The 18,127-nt window shown below is 60.9% G+C and carries 10 protein-coding genes and 1 riboswitch; of the genes, 2 read left to right on the top strand and 8 right to left on the bottom strand.

Annotated features, from left to right (window positions below):
* Nucleotides 1–15 precede the first annotated feature (15 nt).
* Nucleotides 16–1,020: a low-specificity L-threonine aldolase gene (gene ltaE, locus ACIOWE_RS26130; RefSeq protein ID WP_401397502.1), complete on the bottom strand. Its 1,005-nt coding sequence runs from the start codon at nucleotides 1,018–1,020 to the stop codon at nucleotides 16–18.
* Between the two features lie 199 nt (nucleotides 1,021–1,219).
* Nucleotides 1,220–1,390, top strand: a riboswitch (FMN riboswitch).
* Between the two features lie 101 nt (nucleotides 1,391–1,491).
* Between ltaE and ACIOWE_RS26125 the strand changes: the two genes are divergently transcribed.
* The gene (locus ACIOWE_RS26125) at nucleotides 1,492–2,001 is read left to right on the top strand and encodes a 6,7-dimethyl-8-ribityllumazine synthase (protein ID WP_401397499.1); all 510 of its coding nucleotides are present in this window, start codon (nucleotides 1,492–1,494) and stop codon (nucleotides 1,999–2,001) included.
* Between the two features lie 154 nt (nucleotides 2,002–2,155).
* Here ACIOWE_RS26125 and astE read toward each other — a convergent pair whose 3' ends face one another.
* From astE to ACIOWE_RS26090, 7 genes are all read right to left on the bottom strand, one after another.
* On the bottom strand, nucleotides 2,156–3,166 hold the full coding sequence (astE, locus tag ACIOWE_RS26120; protein WP_201237155.1) for a succinylglutamate desuccinylase: 1,011 nt from the start codon (nucleotides 3,164–3,166) through the stop codon (nucleotides 2,156–2,158).
* Nucleotides 3,167–3,178: 12 nt separating this feature from the next.
* Complete coding sequence (locus ACIOWE_RS26115) at nucleotides 3,179–3,469, bottom strand: hypothetical protein (RefSeq protein WP_016983958.1); 291 nt, start codon at nucleotides 3,467–3,469, stop codon at nucleotides 3,179–3,181.
* Between the two features lie 57 nt (nucleotides 3,470–3,526).
* The gene (gene astB, locus ACIOWE_RS26110; RefSeq protein WP_401397495.1) at nucleotides 3,527–4,873 is read right to left on the bottom strand and encodes an N-succinylarginine dihydrolase; all 1,347 of its coding nucleotides are present in this window, start codon (nucleotides 4,871–4,873) and stop codon (nucleotides 3,527–3,529) included.
* Nucleotides 4,874–5,039: 166 nt separating this feature from the next.
* Nucleotides 5,040–6,509 carry a succinylglutamate-semialdehyde dehydrogenase gene (gene astD, locus ACIOWE_RS26105; protein WP_401397508.1) on the bottom strand — a complete coding sequence of 490 codons (1,470 nt, stop codon included), beginning with the start codon at nucleotides 6,507–6,509 and terminating at the stop codon, nucleotides 5,040–5,042.
* Nucleotides 6,506–7,531: an arginine N-succinyltransferase gene (gene astA, locus ACIOWE_RS26100; RefSeq protein ID WP_201237153.1), complete on the bottom strand. Its 1,026-nt coding sequence runs from the start codon at nucleotides 7,529–7,531 to the stop codon at nucleotides 6,506–6,508. Before astA ends, astD begins: the two co-directional genes overlap by 4 nt.
* A 51-nt stretch (nucleotides 7,532–7,582) precedes the next feature.
* A complete protein-coding gene (aruF, locus tag ACIOWE_RS26095; RefSeq protein WP_016983955.1) occupies nucleotides 7,583–8,602 on the bottom strand; it encodes an arginine/ornithine succinyltransferase subunit alpha in 1,020 nt (339 codons plus the stop codon).
* A gap of 204 nt (nucleotides 8,603–8,806) precedes the next feature.
* On the bottom strand, nucleotides 8,807–10,027 hold the full coding sequence (locus ACIOWE_RS26090) for an aspartate aminotransferase family protein (RefSeq protein ID WP_401397492.1): 1,221 nt from the start codon (nucleotides 10,025–10,027) through the stop codon (nucleotides 8,807–8,809).
* Nucleotides 10,028–10,332: 305 nt separating this feature from the next.
* On the opposite strand from ACIOWE_RS26090, the gene ACIOWE_RS26085 reads away from it, so the two are divergent.
* Nucleotides 10,333–18,105: a dermonecrotic toxin domain-containing protein gene (locus ACIOWE_RS26085; protein WP_401397489.1), complete on the top strand. Its 7,773-nt coding sequence runs from the start codon at nucleotides 10,333–10,335 to the stop codon at nucleotides 18,103–18,105.
* Nucleotides 18,106–18,127: the final 22 nt, after the last annotated feature.

Below are 18,127 nucleotides of genomic sequence, written 5' to 3'. Positions count from 1 at the left end.
GGACGGCTAACGCTGTCACTTGCGCGAAAACTCGACGAATGTCGCGATCACTTGCTCGATTTGCGAGCGATTGACGTCCATGTGCGTGACCATGCGCAGACGGGCGGCAGCGCTCAACTTGATCCCGCGTTCAGCGGCAAACGCCTTGAGCGCCTCGGCCTTGTCGCCCATCTGCACGTAAACCATGTTGGTCTGCACCGGCTCAACGCTGAAGCCTGCGTCACGCAGACCTTCGGCGAGAAACTGCGCGTTGGCGTGGTCATCGGCCAGACGCTCGACATTGTGATCCAGCGCGTACAACCCCGCCGCTGCCAGCAAACCGGCCTGACGCATACCGCCACCGACCATCTTGCGCAGACGCCGCGCCTTGCCGATCAACTCGACCGAACCGCAGAGCACTGAGCCAACCGGAGCGCCGAGGCCTTTGGACAGGCACACCGATACCGAATCGAAATACTGGGTGATCTCACGGGCATCAACACCGAGTTTGACCGCTGCGTTGTAAAGGCGCGCGCCGTCCAGGTGCAGTTGCAGGCCGTGGTCCTGAGTGAATTGGCGCGCCCGCGCCAGATACTCCAGCGGCAGCACTTTGCCTTGCATGGTGTTTTCCAGCGCCAGCAGGCGCGTGCGGGCGAAATGGAAGTCATCCGGTTTGATCGCAGCAGCAACCTGATCCAGATCCAACGAGCCATCGGCCTGCACTTCCAGCGGCTGCGGCTGGATCGAACCGAGCACGGCCGCGCCACCGCCCTCGTACTTATAGGTATGCGCCTGCTGGCCGACGATGTACTCGTCACCGCGCTCGCAGTGGGCCATCAAACCGAGCAGGTTGCTCATGGTGCCAGTCGGCACGAACAGCGCAGCGGCGAAACCCAGCCGTTTTGCCAATTCGGCTTCCAGACGATTGACCGTCGGATCTTCGCCGTACACGTCATCACCGGTGTCGGCGGCGGTCATCGCCGCGAGCATGGCGGGGGACGGTTGAGTAACGGTGTCGCTGCGAAGATCGATAACGCTCATGAACCTGGCCTCAAAGTCAGCAGGGGAAATCCCTTTACGAAGGTCAATTACTGCGGTCATCGCGTCGATTAATCAACCCTTGGCGCTGGAAAACACCTTACCAGCGTTCAAAAATCTCGATAGCAATCATCAGAAAGGCGCAATGCACAGACACACAATCTGTGTTAAAAACGCTGCGCCGCCCAACAAAGGGCGGCGAAAACGTTCTCAGGGCGGGGTGTAATTCCCCACCGGCGGTAATTGCGCGCAATGCGCATAGCCCGCGAGCGCTTGGCGACGGACACTGCTTTTGCGGTGACGACGGCAAGGTCAGCAGACCCGGTGTGATTCCGGGGCCGACGGTCATAGTCCGGATGAAGAGAGAACGGGATTAACGCCAAAGGGCCGTCCGCGCGCTTCTGCGCTCGTGCGTACCCTTGAATCCCTTTCGATTCATAACGCCCTGTTTTTCACACAAACAGGAGTCAGAACATGCAACCCACCGCTATCGACAGCAAAAGCAAACACCCACACGGCGAGCGCGTCGCGTTCATCCAGGCCTGCTGGCACAAGGAAATCGTCGACCAGAGCCGTAAAGGCTTCCTCGCCGAAATGCTTGTCCAGGGTTATCAGGAATCGGACATCGACTTCTTCGAAGTCGGCGGCGCCTTTGAAATGCCCCTGCACGCCAAACTGCTGGCCAAGACCGGTCGTTATGCCGGCATCGTCGCGGCAGCCCTGGTCGTGGACGGCGGCATCTACCGTCACGAATTCGTCGCCCAGTCGGTGGTCAGCGGCCTGATGCAGGTGCAACTGGAAACCGAAGTGCCGGTGTTCTCGGTGTCCCTGACACCACACCACTTCCATGCCGGCGAAGAACATTACAAATTCTTCTTCGAGCATTTTGTGCACAAGGGTCAGGAAGCGGCGAAGACGTGCGCGGATACGCTGCAGAAGGTGCGTGCATTGCGCCGTACCGAGCCGCGTGCTGTCGCGGTGTAAACACGATGAGTGAGATCTCTGGTCTCACTCTTCCCCCTGTGGGAGCGGGCTTGCCCGCGATAGCGGTGGATCAGTCACGATAGATGTTGGCTGACCGACCGCCATCGCGGGCAAGCCCGCTCCCACAGGGGTTTATGTCGAACCGGAAATGGGGTCAGGCGAGATTTTCGTCGGTGGTCGGCACGATCAGGATGCCCGCGCGCAGGCCGTTCTTGACCTTCGGATTGGGGAAGATGATCCGTGCGCCCTGCTCTTCGATGATCCAGCGGGTATTGGCCAGATCTTCGGCCAGCACATACCCCATCTCCAGCTCGGAAAAGTTCTCGATGTCCTGCGGCAGGTTCAGGCGGAAAGCATCGCTGTGCTTGATGATCTCCCGGGCGACGCTGAACAACTGCAAACCGTCCAGGCCTGCCTCGGCCATCTCAGGTTCGTTGCCTTCGATAATCTGCTTCAGACGGGTTTCCAGCAACGACACATTGACGCCGTCGTTCTGCCCGAATGGCCGCGCCTTGCCCAATTCCAGCGTGAAGGACTCGGCATCGAGCTTGTCGTAGGTGTACGAGCTGAACACGATCGACGGCTTGTTCTGCAACAGCACCGCTTCCATGCCCGCCGCACGCAGACGTGCCAGTTCCCGGCGGGAATGCTGGCGACCTTCTTTCCACGGATACAAGGCGAACTGCTCGATCTTCGAGCCGCGAATCGCGGTGTGCAGGTCGTAGTGCAGACGCTGGCGATCGGGCAGGCTGAAAAAACTCGCCGCCAAGCGCTCCAGCTCGCAGGCGCGCAGCGCTTCGCTGCCGCTGCTTTGTTCGTGACGACCGTTGAACAGTCGATTGACGTCCTGCTCGATGAAGCGCTCGCCTTTGCGAATCGCCTCGGGGTTGCCGAACAGGAACAGAATGCGTGCACGCGGCTTCAGATCGCCACGAGCGATGTCGTGCAGCAGCCGGTCGAGCAATTCGATCGGTGCTGTTTCGTTGCCATGGATGCCTGCCGACAGCAGTAGATCCAGGCCATTGTCGCGAGCTTCCGGGGGCCGGACTTCCAGCGCCCCTTCGCTCAACCAGCGCATGCGCACGCCTTCGACAGTCAGTTGAGTCTTCTCCGCCGGTTCGCGGCCGGCGAGGGTCAGTTCAAGCAGTTTGCCGAGGGCGAGCATAGAGCGGTTTCCTTAGTGATCGTGGTTGCAATCCGGGCCGTGCACGTGGTCTTCGTCGTCACCGACGTCAGCCGGTTCCATTTCCAGTTGCAGACTTACCAGATTAGTCGCCAATGGGCGCAGCAGCAGGTTGGCGTATTCCGCGTCACCTTCTTCAACGTCCACGCCGATCAGCAGTTGGCCACGGCCGTCCTGCTGGATCCACAGCTCTTTGCCTTGCCACATGACCGCGACGCGGGTGCACGAGGTTTGCAGTTGCGTGCCGTCGGTGTCTTCAAGGATCAGCTGCAGGGAATCGCTCATGTTTTTACTCTCTTGGGGAGACAAGCGGTGCGCCGCATTCGGGCAGCGCACCGGCCATCAATTGATCTGGAATGGATAAACCGCGCCCAGTTTAAGGATTTGCGTCAGTTCATCCAGTGCCGTCCGGCATTCAAGCAGCAACTGCGGGTCCGCCAGATCGGTTTCGCTCAAGCGGTCGCGGTAGTGCTTTTCAACCCATGCGGTCAACGAACCGTACAACGGGGCCGTCATGATAACCCCTGGATTGACCGCCGCCAGTTCAGTTTCATTCAGCGCGACGCGCAGTCGCAGGCACGCCGGGCCACCGCCGTTCTGCATGCTTTGCTTGAGGTCGAAAACCTTCACTTCGCGGATCAGACCGCCGGAGCTGGTCAGGCTTTGCAGGTAAGCCCATACACGCTCGTTGGCCTGGCACTCTTGCGGCACGATCAGCAGCATCGAACCGTCAGGACGCGACAGCAACTGGCTGTTGAACAGGTAGGAACGCACCGCGTCATCCACGGTGACCGCCGAACGCGGCACGCAGATCGACTGGAAGTTGCCGCCGACTTTAGCGAGCTTGCCTTGCAGCTCTGCCAGCATCTGTTCGGTGTCGAGGAACGCGTCCTCGTGATAGAACAGCGCCTCGCCGTTACCCACCGCGATCACGTCGTTGTGGAACACGCCCTGATCGATCACGTGCGGATTCTGCTGGGCGTAAACCACGCCTTCGTCACGCAGGCCGTGCAGACGCGCAACAGCTTGCGAGGCTTCAAGGGTCTGACGCGCCGGGTATTTCTGTGGAGCCGGGTAGCGGGTGTCGAACGCACTGCGACCGAACACGAAGAACTCGACGCCTGCCTCACCGTACTCACGGCAGAAACGCGTGTGGTTGGCCGCGCCTTCGTCGCCGAACTGCGCCACCGCCGGCAATGCCGCGTGGTGGGCGAAGTGCTGCTGATTGGCGAACATCGCGCCGAGCACGCGACTGGTGGTCGGGTGCTCGATGCTGCGGTGGTATTTGCAGTTGAGATTGGCGGCGGTGAAATGCACGCGGCCGTCAGCGGTGTCGGCACTCGGGCTGACCGTGGCGGCGTTGGCCACCCACATGCTCGACGCCGAGCAACTGGCGACCAGCAGCGGCATGGCTTCTTTGGCGGCGCGTTCGATCACTTGAGCGTCGGTGCCGCTGAAACCCAGACGGCGCAGAGCGGCCACGTCCGGACGTTCCTGTGGCGCCAGGACGCCTTGCTGAAAGCCCATTTCCATCAGCGCTTTCATTTTCGCCAGGCCTTGCAGCGCCGCTTCCTTCGGGTTCGAGGATTGCTGGCTGTTGCTCTGGGACGCGACGTTGCCGTAGGACAGACCACCGTAGTTATGGGTCGGCCCCACTAGACCGTCAAAATTGACTTCATAGGATTTCATCAGCGAGGCTCCACGAAAATCTGTTGTTATAGGCTTCAGTAACTAACTGTTCAGTGCGACCGCGGTGCGGCCATCGCTGGCAAGCCAGCTCCCACAAGTTCGGTGGTGTTCACAGACTCTGTGTACGCCCCAATCCCTGTGGGAGCTGGCTTGCCAGCGATTGGCATCACGCCATTTTCACGCCAGGCGTCAGGGCCGATGGCAACACCAGGCTCGGTGTTTCCAGCGAAGCCACCGGGTACGCGCAGTAATCCGCCGCGTAATAAGCGCTGGCGCGATGGTTGCCGGAAGCACCGACACCGCCGAACGGCGCGCTGCTCGCAGCACCGGTCAGTTGTTTGTTCCAGTTGACGATACCGGCGCGGCTTTCCAGCCAGAACTGCTGGTAACGCGCTTCGGAATCCGACAACAAACCGGCAGCCAGACCAAAAGCGGTGTCGTTGGCTTCAGCAATCGCCGCTTCGAAATCGGCGTAGCGAATCACTTGCAACAGCGGGCCGAACAGTTCTTCGTCGGAGCGCTCGGCCACCGCCGTCACATCGACAATGCCCGGCGTCAGCAGCGCGGACTGTGCCTGCGGCTGAGTCATTGCCAGCAACGACACGGCGCCGTTGGCCAGCAGATGCGCCTGGGCATCCATCAGCGCTTTCGCCGCGCCGAGGGAAATCACCGAGCCCATGAATGGCGCCGGTTGCTGATCGAACGCACCGACTTCAATCGTCGAACTGACTTCCACCAGACGCTTGAGCAAGCTGTCGCCCCACGCGCCTTGCGGCACCAGCAGACGACGCGCGCAGGTGCAGCGCTGACCGGCGGAGATGAACGCCGACTGAATAATCGTGTAAACCGCCGCATCCAGGTCAGCGACCTGATCGACCACCAGCGGATTGTTGCCGCCCATCTCCAGCGCCAGAATCTTGTCCGGACGCCCGGCGAATTGCTGATGCAGATGATTGCCGGTGCGGCTGGAGCCGGTGAAGAACAGACCGTCGATGCCCGGGTTCGCCGCCAAGGCGATGCCGGTTTCGCGCGCGCCTTGCAGCAGGTTGAGGACGCCTGCCGGCAGACCGGCTTCGATCCAGCACTTGACCGTCAGCTCGGCGACTTTCGGGGTCAGCTCGCTCGGCTTGAACAGCACGCTATTACCGGCCAGCAGCGCCGGTACGATATGACCGTTCGGCAAGTGGCCCGGGAAATTATAAGGACCGAACACCGCTACCACGCCGTGCGGCTTGTGGCGCAACACGGCGGTGGCGTCACCCAGCGGGCCGCTCTTCTCGCCGGTACGCTCGCGGTAGCTCTGCACCGAAATCGCGATCTTGTTGACCATGCTGGTGACTTCGGTCGCGGCTTCCCACAGTGGTTTGCCGGTTTCCTCACCGATGGCGCGGGCCAGTTCGTCGGCGTGGTTTTTCAGGGCGACGGCGAACGCTTCGAGGACGCTGATGCGTTCTTCCAGGGTACGGCGCGCCCAACCCGGGAATGCCTGACGTGCAGCTTGCACGGCGGATTCGACCTGAGCGGCAGTGGCGCCCTCCCCCGTCCACAGCACTTGCTGGGTCACCGGGTTCAGCGATTGAAAGGCTTCGCCCTGACCGGCCAGCCACTCACCTGCGATGTATAGCGAATTCATTATTTCGACTCCCGGGCAGCAGACAACGCCACGGCGCGCACTTGGTCGCCAGCGTTGAGTTGAAGGCGTTTGGCGGTCTGCGGATCAACCACCAGCGTACCGGCGGCCAGACGTGCCGGAGCGGCAGTGATGCGGCAGTCTTCGCGCTTGCGGTTATGGATGATGAACGGCGTGGCGTCGTCGCCCGGCGTGCCCACGGCCAGCACCAGCGCTTCACTGTCACGCACTGCGCGGATCTTGCTGGTTTCGCATTCGATCGCAGGACCGGCGTCGAAGATGTCGACGTAGCCCTGATAGCTGAAACCTTCGCCCTTGAGCATCGCCAGCGCCGGCTCGGTGTCCGGGTGAACCTGACCGATCACGCCGCGCGCATCTTCGGACAGGAAGCAGGTGTACAGCGGAAACTTCGGCATCAGTTCAGCGATGAAAGCCTTGTTGCCGACACCGGTCAGGTAATCGGCCTGGCTGAATTCCATCTTGAAGAAATGCCGGCCCAGGCTTTCCCAGAACGGCGAACGCCCGGCTTCATCCGACACACCGCGCATCTCGGCGATGATCTTGTTGCCGAACAGCTCAGGGAACTCAGCGATGAACAGCATCCGCGCCTTGGACAGCATGCGGCCGTTGAGGCCGTTGCGGTAATCGGCGTGGAGGAACAGCGAGCACAGTTCAGAGTTGCCGGTCAGGTCGTTGGCGAGAAAAAGCGTCGGGATCTCGCGATAAATGTTCAGCTCCTGCGAGGCGCTGACGGTCAGGCCGACACGGAAGTTGTACCAAGGCTCACGCAGACCGACTGCGCCGGCGATGGCGGAAATCCCCACCACGCGACCGTCGTCGTCTTCGAGCACGAACAGGTAGTCCGCATCGCCACGGCCGGCTTCGCCGCGAAAGGTCTTCTCGGCCCAGCCGACCCGGTGGGTCAGGCGTTCTTCGTTGGCCGGCAATGTGGTCAGGCCGGTGCCGGTGCTGCGGGCCAGGTCGATCAGCGCGGATAAATCGCTGCTGCGTACGGGACGAACAATCATGCTATCTCCTCAAACGGGCCGCTCTCGCCACCCGTGAAACTCGCTAAGGCGTTAAACCGCCACCAGGCGCACGCTGGCACCTTCACCGACGCCCAGGGCTTCGGCCGCTTCCAGATCCAGAGTCACCGGTTTGCCCGGCGCGTAATCGAGTTCAAGCAGCACGGCGCGGTAATCCTGCAACTGCGCGTTAGCCACCAGATACTGGCGCCCGGCACCTTTGACCGGCTCGCCGATCTTCACTGGCACCACGCGGCTCTGGGCGATCGAACGGATCCCCGAAACGCGCGCATGCAGGGTCGGGCCACCGTCGAAGATGTCGATGTAGTGATCGGTTTCGAAGCCTTCGCGCATCAGGATGTCGAAGGTGATCTGCGCACGCGGGTGCACCTGGCCCATCGCTTCTTGAGCGGAGTCCGGCAGCAATGGCACGTAGATCGGGTAATGCGGCATCAGTTCGGCGAGGAACGTACGGCTTTTCAGGCCACACAGACGTTCGGCCTCGGCGTAGTTGAGGTCGAAGAAGTTGCGACCGATGGCGTCCCAGAACGGCGAGTCGCCATTCTCGTCGCTGTAACCGACGATCTCGGTCACCACCGAGTCGGCGAAACGCTCCGGATGGCTGGCAACAAACAACAGACGGCCACGGGAGTTGAGCTCGGACCACGGTGAACCCACCAGCTCGCGCTGCACGTAGAAACTGGTCAGCAAGCTGTTGCCGGTCAGGTCGTGGCACTGCGAAAGCACGTGGATCTTGTTGTGGATCTTCAGCTCGCGGGAGGCGTGGACGAAGGTCTCGTTGCGGAAGCTGTAGAACGGCTCGGAATAACCGGCCGAAGCAACGATGGCCGAGCAACCGACCAGTTTGCCGGTGGCGGAATCTTCGAGGACGAAGAAGTAGCTCTCCTCACCATTGAAGCTCACTTCGGCGGCGAACGAGGCTTCGCTCGCGGCGATCTTGTCGCTCAGGCGTTCCACGTCATCCGGCAAGGAAGTGACACCAATCGGGCTGTCCGCAGCCAGACGCTGTACCTCGCCCAGATCAGCCATTTGCGCAGGGCGCATCACCAGCATGGTGTCACTCCTTTCTCTTATAAATTCACAGAAAAAAAACACCGGATACTGTGGGAGCGAGCCTGCTCGCGAAAGCGGTCTATCTGTCAGCAAAAATGTTGACTGACACGCCCTCTTCGCGAGCAGGCTCGCTCCCACAATGGAACTCACCCGGTATCAAAAATTTTGATCGACGCCCGAAAACCTCGGGCGTCGAAGGGTCTATCAGGCTTGTGTCAGTTTTGCCGCAGCGCGTTCGAAGCGGTCCAGACCGGCTTCGATGTCGGCGTCTTCGACCACCAAGCTCGGGGCGAAACGGATCACGTCCGGGCCGGCTTGCAGAATCATCAGGCCTTCTTTTTCAGCAGCGTTGAAGATGTCCTTGGCCTTGCCTTTCCAGGCGTCGTTCAGCACGCAACCGATCAGCAAACCGAGACCACGCACCTGAGTGAACAGGCCATATTTCTCGCCGATCTGCTCAAGGCGCGCCTTGAACTTGTCGTGCTTGGCGTTCACGCCGCTCAACACCTCAGGAGTGTTGATCACGTCGATCACCGCTTCCGCGACCGCGCAGGCCAGCGGGTTGCCGCCGTACGTGGTGCCGTGGGTGCCGACGACCAGATGTTTAGCCAATGCTTCGGTGGTCAGCATCGCCGCGATCGGGAAACCGCCGCCCAGGCTCTTGGCGCTGGTGAGGATGTCCGGGGTCACGCCGTAATGCTGGTAGGCGAACAGCTTGCCGCTGCGGCCCATGCCGGTCTGCACTTCGTCGAACACCAGCAGCGCGTTGTTCGCGTCGCACAGTTCACGGGCACCTTGCAGGTACGCCAGTTCGGCCGGCAGCACGCCGCCCTCGCCCTGGATCGGCTCCAGAACCACTGCACAGGTCTTGTCGGAAACCGCAGCTTTCAGTGCGGCCAGATCGTTGTACGGCACGTGGGTGATGCCGGTGATTTTCGGGCCGAAACCGTCGGAGTACTTCGACTGGCCACCGACGTTAACGGTGAACAGGGTACGACCGTGGAAGCTGTTCAGCGCGGCGATGATCTCGTACTTCTCGCTGCCGAAACGGTCGAACGCTACGCGACGGGCCAGCTTGAAGGCGGCCTCGTTGGCTTCAGCGCCGGAGTTGCAGAAGAACACGCGCTCGGCGAACGTGGCGTCGATCAGCTTGTGCGCCAGACGCAGGGCCGGTTCGTTGGTGAACACGTTGGAGACGTGCCACAGCTTGTTCGCTTGCTCGGTCAAGGCACCGACCAGCGCCGGGTGCGCGTGGCCCAATACGTTGACGGCGATGCCGCAGGCGAAGTCGATCAGCTCGCGGCCGGCCTGGTCCCAGACGCGGGAACCGGCGCCACGCACCGGAATAAAAGCGGCAGGCGCGTAGTTGGGAACCATTACCTGGTCGAAATCGGCGCGTTGTACCGCAGCGTGCTCAACGGACATCGGAGTCTCCTGATGAGGGCCACCCGCCTGAAACTGGCGAGCGATGGGGGGATTGTAAGGACAGTTTTCAGCCCGGCCTTGTCGCCAAGCGACAACTTCTTATAGCGCAAACCCCGGATTTGCCCGGGTTTACGGCAATGCGACATATAGCGTCGCAAAGGCGCAGTTTAAACCGGCATCGCCGATTTTCGGCAGGCCGCGCAGGATATCAATTCAGCCGGTTGTCACCGGCATAAATATGTACCGCACGATGATCGTCACTGACTGGTTTGCTGTCGGCTCTTCCAACGCTAAAGGAATGGCACATGCAATTGCCTGAAGGACAGCAACCGACAGCTCCGATCGATACGAACGACGCGCAACATCCCGACGAACACTACCTGCACCTCAAAGAGTCGATTCCCGACTGGCTCGGCACCGCTTCGCCCGCCAAACGTCGGGCGTTGCGCAGCATCCAGCCCGCACTCCCGCTCACGCTGCAGGCTACGCCTGCCGGGCTGCACCAGCAATTGCAGGCACTGAATGCCGCACACTGGCGCGCGCAAAGCGCGGTCGATCAACAACTGCAACACCTGCAAGACGTCAACGCCTTCGCCGAACCGCTGCTCAAAGCGGCACTGAAAAAAGAATCTGGTCTGGACCTGGATGTCAGGAAAACCTTCCTGCGCCTCTACGTTCCAGCAACGACGCCATGGTTTTCGATCAAAACCGGCGGCGCCCGGGCCTGGACGGTCTCGCTGCTCGACGCGGCGCTGCACAACTTCGAAGACGCCGAAACCAAAGATGACGCCTATGAGCGTGAATCCACTTTCATCAGCAAACCCTCCGCCAGCGGGCAGTTCGAATCGCTGCCGGCGGTCAACAGCAAACTGAGCATTACCACCTTCATCAAGCTGTGCAGAACGCTGGATATCGGCGCCCGATACCAGACGTATCTGCGAGAACAACTCGGCTTCAACGACGCGGCCGTGGCTTCCTCGTTGCAGCAGAAAGTGACGGCGAGCCAGCAAGCCGCACTCAAGGCCGCCCTGCAATGGGCACGCATGAGCGGCGACATCAGCGAGATCGGCTTTCGCCTGATCAACGGCTTGCTCGACGGCGTGCACGGCATGCGGCTCAACGGCCAGACGCTGCTGTGTCACGACATGTCGATGATGGCGGCGCCGCTGACCGGCATTCTGGTTTTCGCTCCGGATGCCTACACGCCCCGTCACATCAGCCGGATCGTCGCCTACGTCCCGGATGACCCGGAGCACCCGATCAAGGAATACGCGTCCTCGGCAGACATGGAAGCCGAACTGACCCGCCAGTTGCGGGCGAAAGGCTACCAGCACTTCTTTAGCCGGTTTATCGATCAGGAACGCACCGGTTTCTTCTTTGCCGACCTGCAGCAGCGCTTGGTTCAAATCAAATGGCACAAGCCCGAACCTGGCAGTTCCCAACCCGCGTGGCGAGAAGCGCCCATCGCCAAACCCGACCTGCAACTGGTCAGCGCACCGCTCACCGCCGAACTGTGGCGACACCTGTATCAGGCAAAACTGAACAAGATTCTCAACGATGCCAGGGTGATCGCCATTCCCACCGCAACGGTCGATAGCAGAGCCCGTTGGGCACGCTGGGATTCCCTGGTGAACATCGCGACCTCGATCATCGAAACCGCTGCCTTCGTGATTGCGCCGTTCGTGCCAGGGCTGGGCGAGTTGATGATGAGTTACATGGCCTATCAACTGCTCAACGAAGCGTTTGAAGGCATCATCGACTGGACGCAGGCGAAAACCAGCGAAGCGTTCGAACACCTGATGGGTACGGTCGAATCCCTGGTTCAACTGGGGGCCTTTGCCGCCGGCGGCATGATCGGCATCGGCGAGTACCGCAAGGTCCTGCCCAAGGAAATCGTTGCGTTCATTGATCGCTTCATACCGGTGGAGCGGCCCGGCGCCTCTGCCCGCTACTGGGACCCGGACCTCAGCCGCTACGAGCACAACACCGCTCCCGCGAAAGACTCGCGACCGGACGCGCGCGGCCTGCATGCGCATCAGGGCAAACAGCTGTTGGCGCTGGAAGACGCGCACTACGCGGTCAGCGAAGACGCGATTCCCGGTCAGTTCCGCATTGACCACCCGACGCGGCCCGAGGCATACAAACCGTTGCTGCGGCACAACGGCGAAGGCGCCTGGCACAGCGAACTCGAACAGCCACTGGCCTGGGACCAACCCACGGCTTTGCGCCGGATCGGCCATTCGCTCGATTCCTTCGAACCGGCTCAGCAGGAACGCATTCTGCACGTCAGCGGCTACAACGAAGACGCCCTGCGCAAAATGCACATTGATCAGGAAAGCGTTCCGCCGCTGCTGGCCGACACCATCAAACGCTTCAAGATCGACCAGGACCTGCAAGCCCTCATCGAGCAACTGGACAGTGCCGAGCACTACCGCGACGCCGATCCTCTGACGCAACTGCAACTGCTGACAGAACACGGCACATGGCCGAGCGAGAAACGGCTGTGCTACGTCGACAGCGAGGGCGAATTGATCTGGCAATCATCCAGTGACGAAGCGTTGCCAGTGATCACGGTTCGGCAAAACAGCGCGCAAGATACTGACGTGCTGAAGAGCTTGCTTGAGTCCCTCGATGAGCACGACATCAAAGCGCTGCTGGGAGAATCGTTCGGCGGCCCGACGCTTGCACTCGACGTGCGCACACAGACATTGAGCCGGCAACTGAGCCAGCTCGCGCGGCAACACCGCAACGCCCTGTTCGAATCCCGCTATCAGCAACTGGAGACCACGGCAGATCCGCTGGCCGCGCCGATCCGCGAGTATCAGCCGCTGTTGCCGAGCAGCATCAGCCGCGAATTGCTCGACACCGCCAGCGCCTCGGAGCTGCTGAGCATCAGCGAAGGACAACTGCCTGAACGTCAGCAGCAACTGGTGCAGCAGGCCAGTGAGCAAGTGCGCATCAGCCGCGCCTATGAAGGCCTGGAACTGGACTCCGTCAACAATGCGGATTCCGACACCCTCGCCCTGCACAGCCTGCAACGCTTGCCCGGCTGGAGCGGACAACTGCGCATCGAAATCCGCGACGGCTTTTATGAAGGTTCGAGGCTCGACAGCACCGGCCCGGCCGAGGCTCGCGAGCAAAAAGTCTTGGTGCGTAAAACCGATGGCCGCTATCAGCCCTATGACGATCGCGGCCAGGAACTGAGTGCCCCCGGCGACTTCTATTCCAGCGTCCTCCACGCCTTGCCGGATGCCGAGCGCCAGGCGCTGGACCTGCACATCGGCGACGTCGACAAGCTGAAACAGGCGATTCGGGCAAATCCGCTGGAGCGCAGCGAACTGCGCGTGGCAATGGCCGAGCCGCCGCTGCCCGAACCGCTGTTCGACACTTTGCGCCTGGTCGGCGTGGAAGGTTATCGCCCGTTGTTCCGCGAGCAACCACACACGCTGGAGGAGCGAGTACGCGAGATCTACCCCAGCGATTCGCTGGCCGAAGTGCAGGCCTTTATTGAAGAACACCAGGGACTTCCCGGCGGGGTACGCGGTGAACTCTCGCGCCTCAATCTTGAGTACCGAAAACTCTGTGACGACCTGCGCCTCTGGCAGCTCGAAGTGCCGGCCAGCGATCCGCAGACCGGTCTGCCGTTGGCGCCGATTCAGCGTCGCGCGGCCCTGCAAAGCCGTTCGATGTTGAGAACCCTGATTCAGCGCTGCTGGCGCAAACAGACCCGCGGACCGGCCGGGTACATGTTGCAGATTACCGATCCGATTATTGGCCACCTGCCCGTACTCGACGCCAACTTCGGCCATATCACCACGCTGGCGATCAATGGCAGCAAAGCCACCCGAGGCCTCGAACCGTTTTTGCAGCGTTTCCCCAAATTGATGTATCTCGACGTGCAAACCGCCAACTTGCCACACCTGCCACCTTCACTCACCGCCATGCCGGCGCTGCGCCACCTGATTCTGCGCGATTGCAACCTGCAACTCGGCGCTGCCGACCAGGCATTACTGGCGTCAATGCCTGAGTTATCGTTTCTCGACCTGCAGCACAACCCGCTGGGGACACCCCCGTATATCCAGCCGATGGCCTCACTGCGCTTCATCAACCTGACCAATACCGGCATCACCGAAGCGCCAGCCAATCTGCTGCACCACCCGCATCTGGTCACCGGCAAATTCGCCGGCAACCTCATCACCGAAATACCGGACGCCCTGTTCACGCTCAACAGCCTGCTCAGTGACGGCTTCGATTTCGCCGACAATCCGCTGAGCCCAACGTCGCGTGAGCGCGTGAAAGCCCACTACCAACGCACCACAAAGCACTTTGGTGCGCTGCCCGAAGCAGCCGACATCACCCGCACGACGGCGCTGTTTCCGGAGCTCGACCCTGCGCAGGCGACCGACGTGGTCTACCAACTGCCGGGAACACTGGAACAGGGCCGGACGCAACTGGCCCACTGGGAAGCCGAAATCAGTCAGATGAAAGCCGATCTGGCGCTATGGAGCCGCGACATCCCCAAACGCGATCCGTTGACCGGGCAACTGCTGAACCTCAACGAACAGTCCAGCGAACTGATGTTCCGCGAGCGATTCGCGCAGACGCTGGAACAGTTCTGGGGCAGGCGAACCGCGCACCAGCCCAGCGTCAGAAGCAAACTCCTGGAGGCAAATATTGAGTTCATGGGCGACCTGCCAACGCTGGCCGCAGACTTCAGCCACGTGTCCAGATTGAACCTGACCGGCAACAAAAGCGTTTCCGCCGTGACGCCATTCCTGCAACGCTTTCAGAACCTGGAAGCGCTGCATCTGCTCCATTTCGATCTGGAACCGGTGTCCACTTCGCTCATCCACCTGCCGCGCCTGAGCACGCTGGAACTGAAGGATTGCGGTGTAGTGATGACCCCGGAAAATCAGGCCGCACTCTGCGCCTTGCCTCAACTGGAAACACTGGAACTGAGCAACAACCCGTTAGGCTCGCTGCCCGACCTCAACCTGCTCCCCCAACTGACCTATCTCGATGTGGCCAATACGGGCCTGTCTACTGTGCCGAATGGCGTCATCGATCACCCGCACTTGCGCACCCTGATTTTCAGCGGCAACGCCTTCACCGAGTTGCCCGCCGCCCTTTTCGAGCTGCCATCCAATCTCAGCGACGGCTTCGATTTTGCCGACAACCCGTTAACGCCAGACACCCGTGAACAGATAAAAATCTACTACCGCAAGACTGGCAACGACTTCGACGTGCTGGCCGACGCGGCGGACATTGCCCTGGCCCGAGAACTCTTCCCGTCGCTGGATGCGCAAGAGGCCAGTGACATGATCTATGACTTGCCCGGCACCCTGAACGATGGCCACCTCCATCTCGGTCGCTGGCAAACCGAGCTCAACACCCTGAGAAGCCAACTCGCCTCTTGGGCGTCTCAGGTGCCGGTTCATCATCCCGTCACTGGCGAAGTGCTCACGGCCCTGGAAGTGTTCGACCAGTACGCAGTGCGCTTGAGTTTCAAGCAAAAGCTGGAGGAGTTCTGGGCTCATCGCTCGGCCATTACCGGCGCGCGCGACGTGGATTTTTCCACGACACTGCCGTTCATGGGCGACATGCCCGTGCTCACCACGGATTTCGGCCACGTCACGGATCTGGCCCTCAAGGGCAATCCTGCGCTACGTGGCATCGAATCGTTTCTCGAACTGTTTCCCAACGTGCAAACGCTCGAGATGCGTGACTTCGCCCTGGCCGAGTTACCCACGCCCATTGGTCGCATGTCGGAACTCAAGGACCTGACCCTGCACAATTGTCAGCTCACCCTGACCACCGAAGGCCAAACCATGCTGACCGAGCTGAACGCGCTGGAACGCCTGGAGATGAGTCAAAATCCGCTGACCCTGGCACCTGACTTGGCGGCCATGCCAACGCTCAATGACGTGCGCTTGTCCAACTGCGCCATCACCCAACTGCCCAACGGCCTGGCTGATCATCCGAACCTGCGAACCGTTCTGCTCGACAACAACCGCATCACTGAATTACCCGCGGCACTTTTTCAGATGGACCTCGATCTGGCCGACGGTGTCGATCTGTTTGGCAACCCTCTGTCGGCGGCCAGTCGTGAGCGGATCAAAGCGTTTTATCAGCAGCACGGCAGTGACCTCGGCGTTTCGGCCGATCCCGCCGACGTCGCCCGGGCTCGTGCGCTCTTTCCGACACTGCAGGATGGCGACGCCAGTCACATGCTTTACTCCCTGCCGGGCACACTCGACGCCGGTCGCGCCCAGCTGTTGCGTTGGGAAGGTGAAATTGCCCGGATGAATCACGCACTCGACGCCTGGACCGAAGCCATTGCCGCGCAGGACCCGCAGACTGGCGAAATGATCAGTGCCGCCGAGATCGCCAGCGAACGCAGCGCCAGAGAAGAATTCAGCAGCAAGTTGCAGCAGTTCTGGCGCCAGCGGCGCGCTGACAAACTGGACCTGCGCTCGAATACCTTTGTCGCTGATCTGACTTTCAACGGTGATCTGCCGGCACTCTCGGCTGACTTCAGCCATGTCACGCAGTTGTCGGTGCAGGGCAAATCGACGCATAACGTCCCTGACGCTTTCCTGGACTGCTTCCCGGGTTTGTCAGGGCTGGAACTGCGCAATTTTGCCTTGGGTCGATTGCCGCAGGCGCTGACCCGGATGCCCCTGCTCCAGACCTTGGTGCTGAGCAAGTGCGGCGTAGTGTTTGACGCTCAGGGGCAAGTCGCACTGGCGGGATTGCCCCGTCTGACGATGCTCGACCTGTACCGCAACCCACTCGACGTGACGCCCGACCTCTCGCCCCTCAAGGCGCTGACGTACATCGACCTCGCCGGCACCGGGATCGACCGTGTGCCTACCGGCCTGACGCAACTTGCCAACCTCGAAACCGCTCTGTTGAACGACAACCGGATAACGTTGTTGCCCGACGCGCTCTTCGACCTGCCCAACGCCATCAGCAAAGGCATTGATCTGGACAACAACCCGCTGTCATCCGCGACGCGTGAACAGATCAAAACCTATTTCCAACGCACCGGGAGTGATCTTTGTGTACTGGCCGATCGGGCGGATATTGACCTTGTGCAAGCGCTGTACCCGCAGCTGTCCGAAACGCAAGCCAGCAATCTGATTTACGGTTTGCCCGGCACACTGGTGGACGGACGTGTTGAACTGGCGCACCGGCAAACCGAACTGACTACTCTGTTGAGCGATCTCGAAATCTGGATGAACGCCCCCGTGCTTGACCCCGTCACTCAGCTACCGCTGGAGACAGAGCCGCTGCTGCAAGAGCAGTACAAAAGAATGCAATTGAAGGTCAGCCTGGAAGACGCCTGGCGTCGCAAGTCATCCGCGACCCAATCGGAGTTTTCCTTGAACCTGGAGATGTCATTCATCGGTGACCCGCCAGCCTTGAGAGCGGACCTCGGGCACGTCCTTGAACTGGATCTGAGCAGCACGGCAGCCATCGCCCCCCAAGCCAATGGCTGGCTCGCCCGGTTCCCCAATCTGCTGAGCCTGAAAATGCGCGGCATTCAACTGAACAGCATCCCCACCGAAGTGTTCGGCCTGGAAAAACTCACGCTGTTGAATCTGCCCGAATGCAACATCAGCCTGACGGAAGAAGCCGCGACCGCGCTGGGTGCCCTCGAAGATCTGCAAAACCTGAACTTGCGCAACAACCCCTTGGGACGGGCGCCAGACATTGATCGCATGAAGCAACTGAGTCATCTGGACTTGAGCAATACCGGACTTACCGAGACGTGGCCGGCACTATTCGAAAGGATTAGCCTCAGCCACGCCGATCTTTCCGACAACGCGATCAGCGAGTTGCCGGTCGAGCTTTTACGCGGCGACCATCGGCTGAGCGCCGACTTCAACTTCAGTGGTAATCCGTTATCGGAACTGGCGCGCCAACGGCTTGCCGACTATGCCCAAGTGCGGGAAGCCAGGCTGGATGCACCGCGACTGTGGCGCCAGCAAATTGCCGAACTGGACGACGACTTCGACTCCTCATCGTCCATAGCGTCTGATGAAGCGTCGGAATCACTGCCTTCGCTGGATTAACCGCAACGGCCAGCCCGACGCG

Source organism: Pseudomonas sp. NPDC087598, assembly GCF_044743525.1.
Taxonomy (GTDB): Bacteria; Pseudomonadota; Gammaproteobacteria; order Pseudomonadales; family Pseudomonadaceae; genus Aquipseudomonas.
The sequence above is the reverse complement of the archived record's forward strand: the minus strand, read 5'-3'. Positions and strand labels throughout refer to the sequence as shown.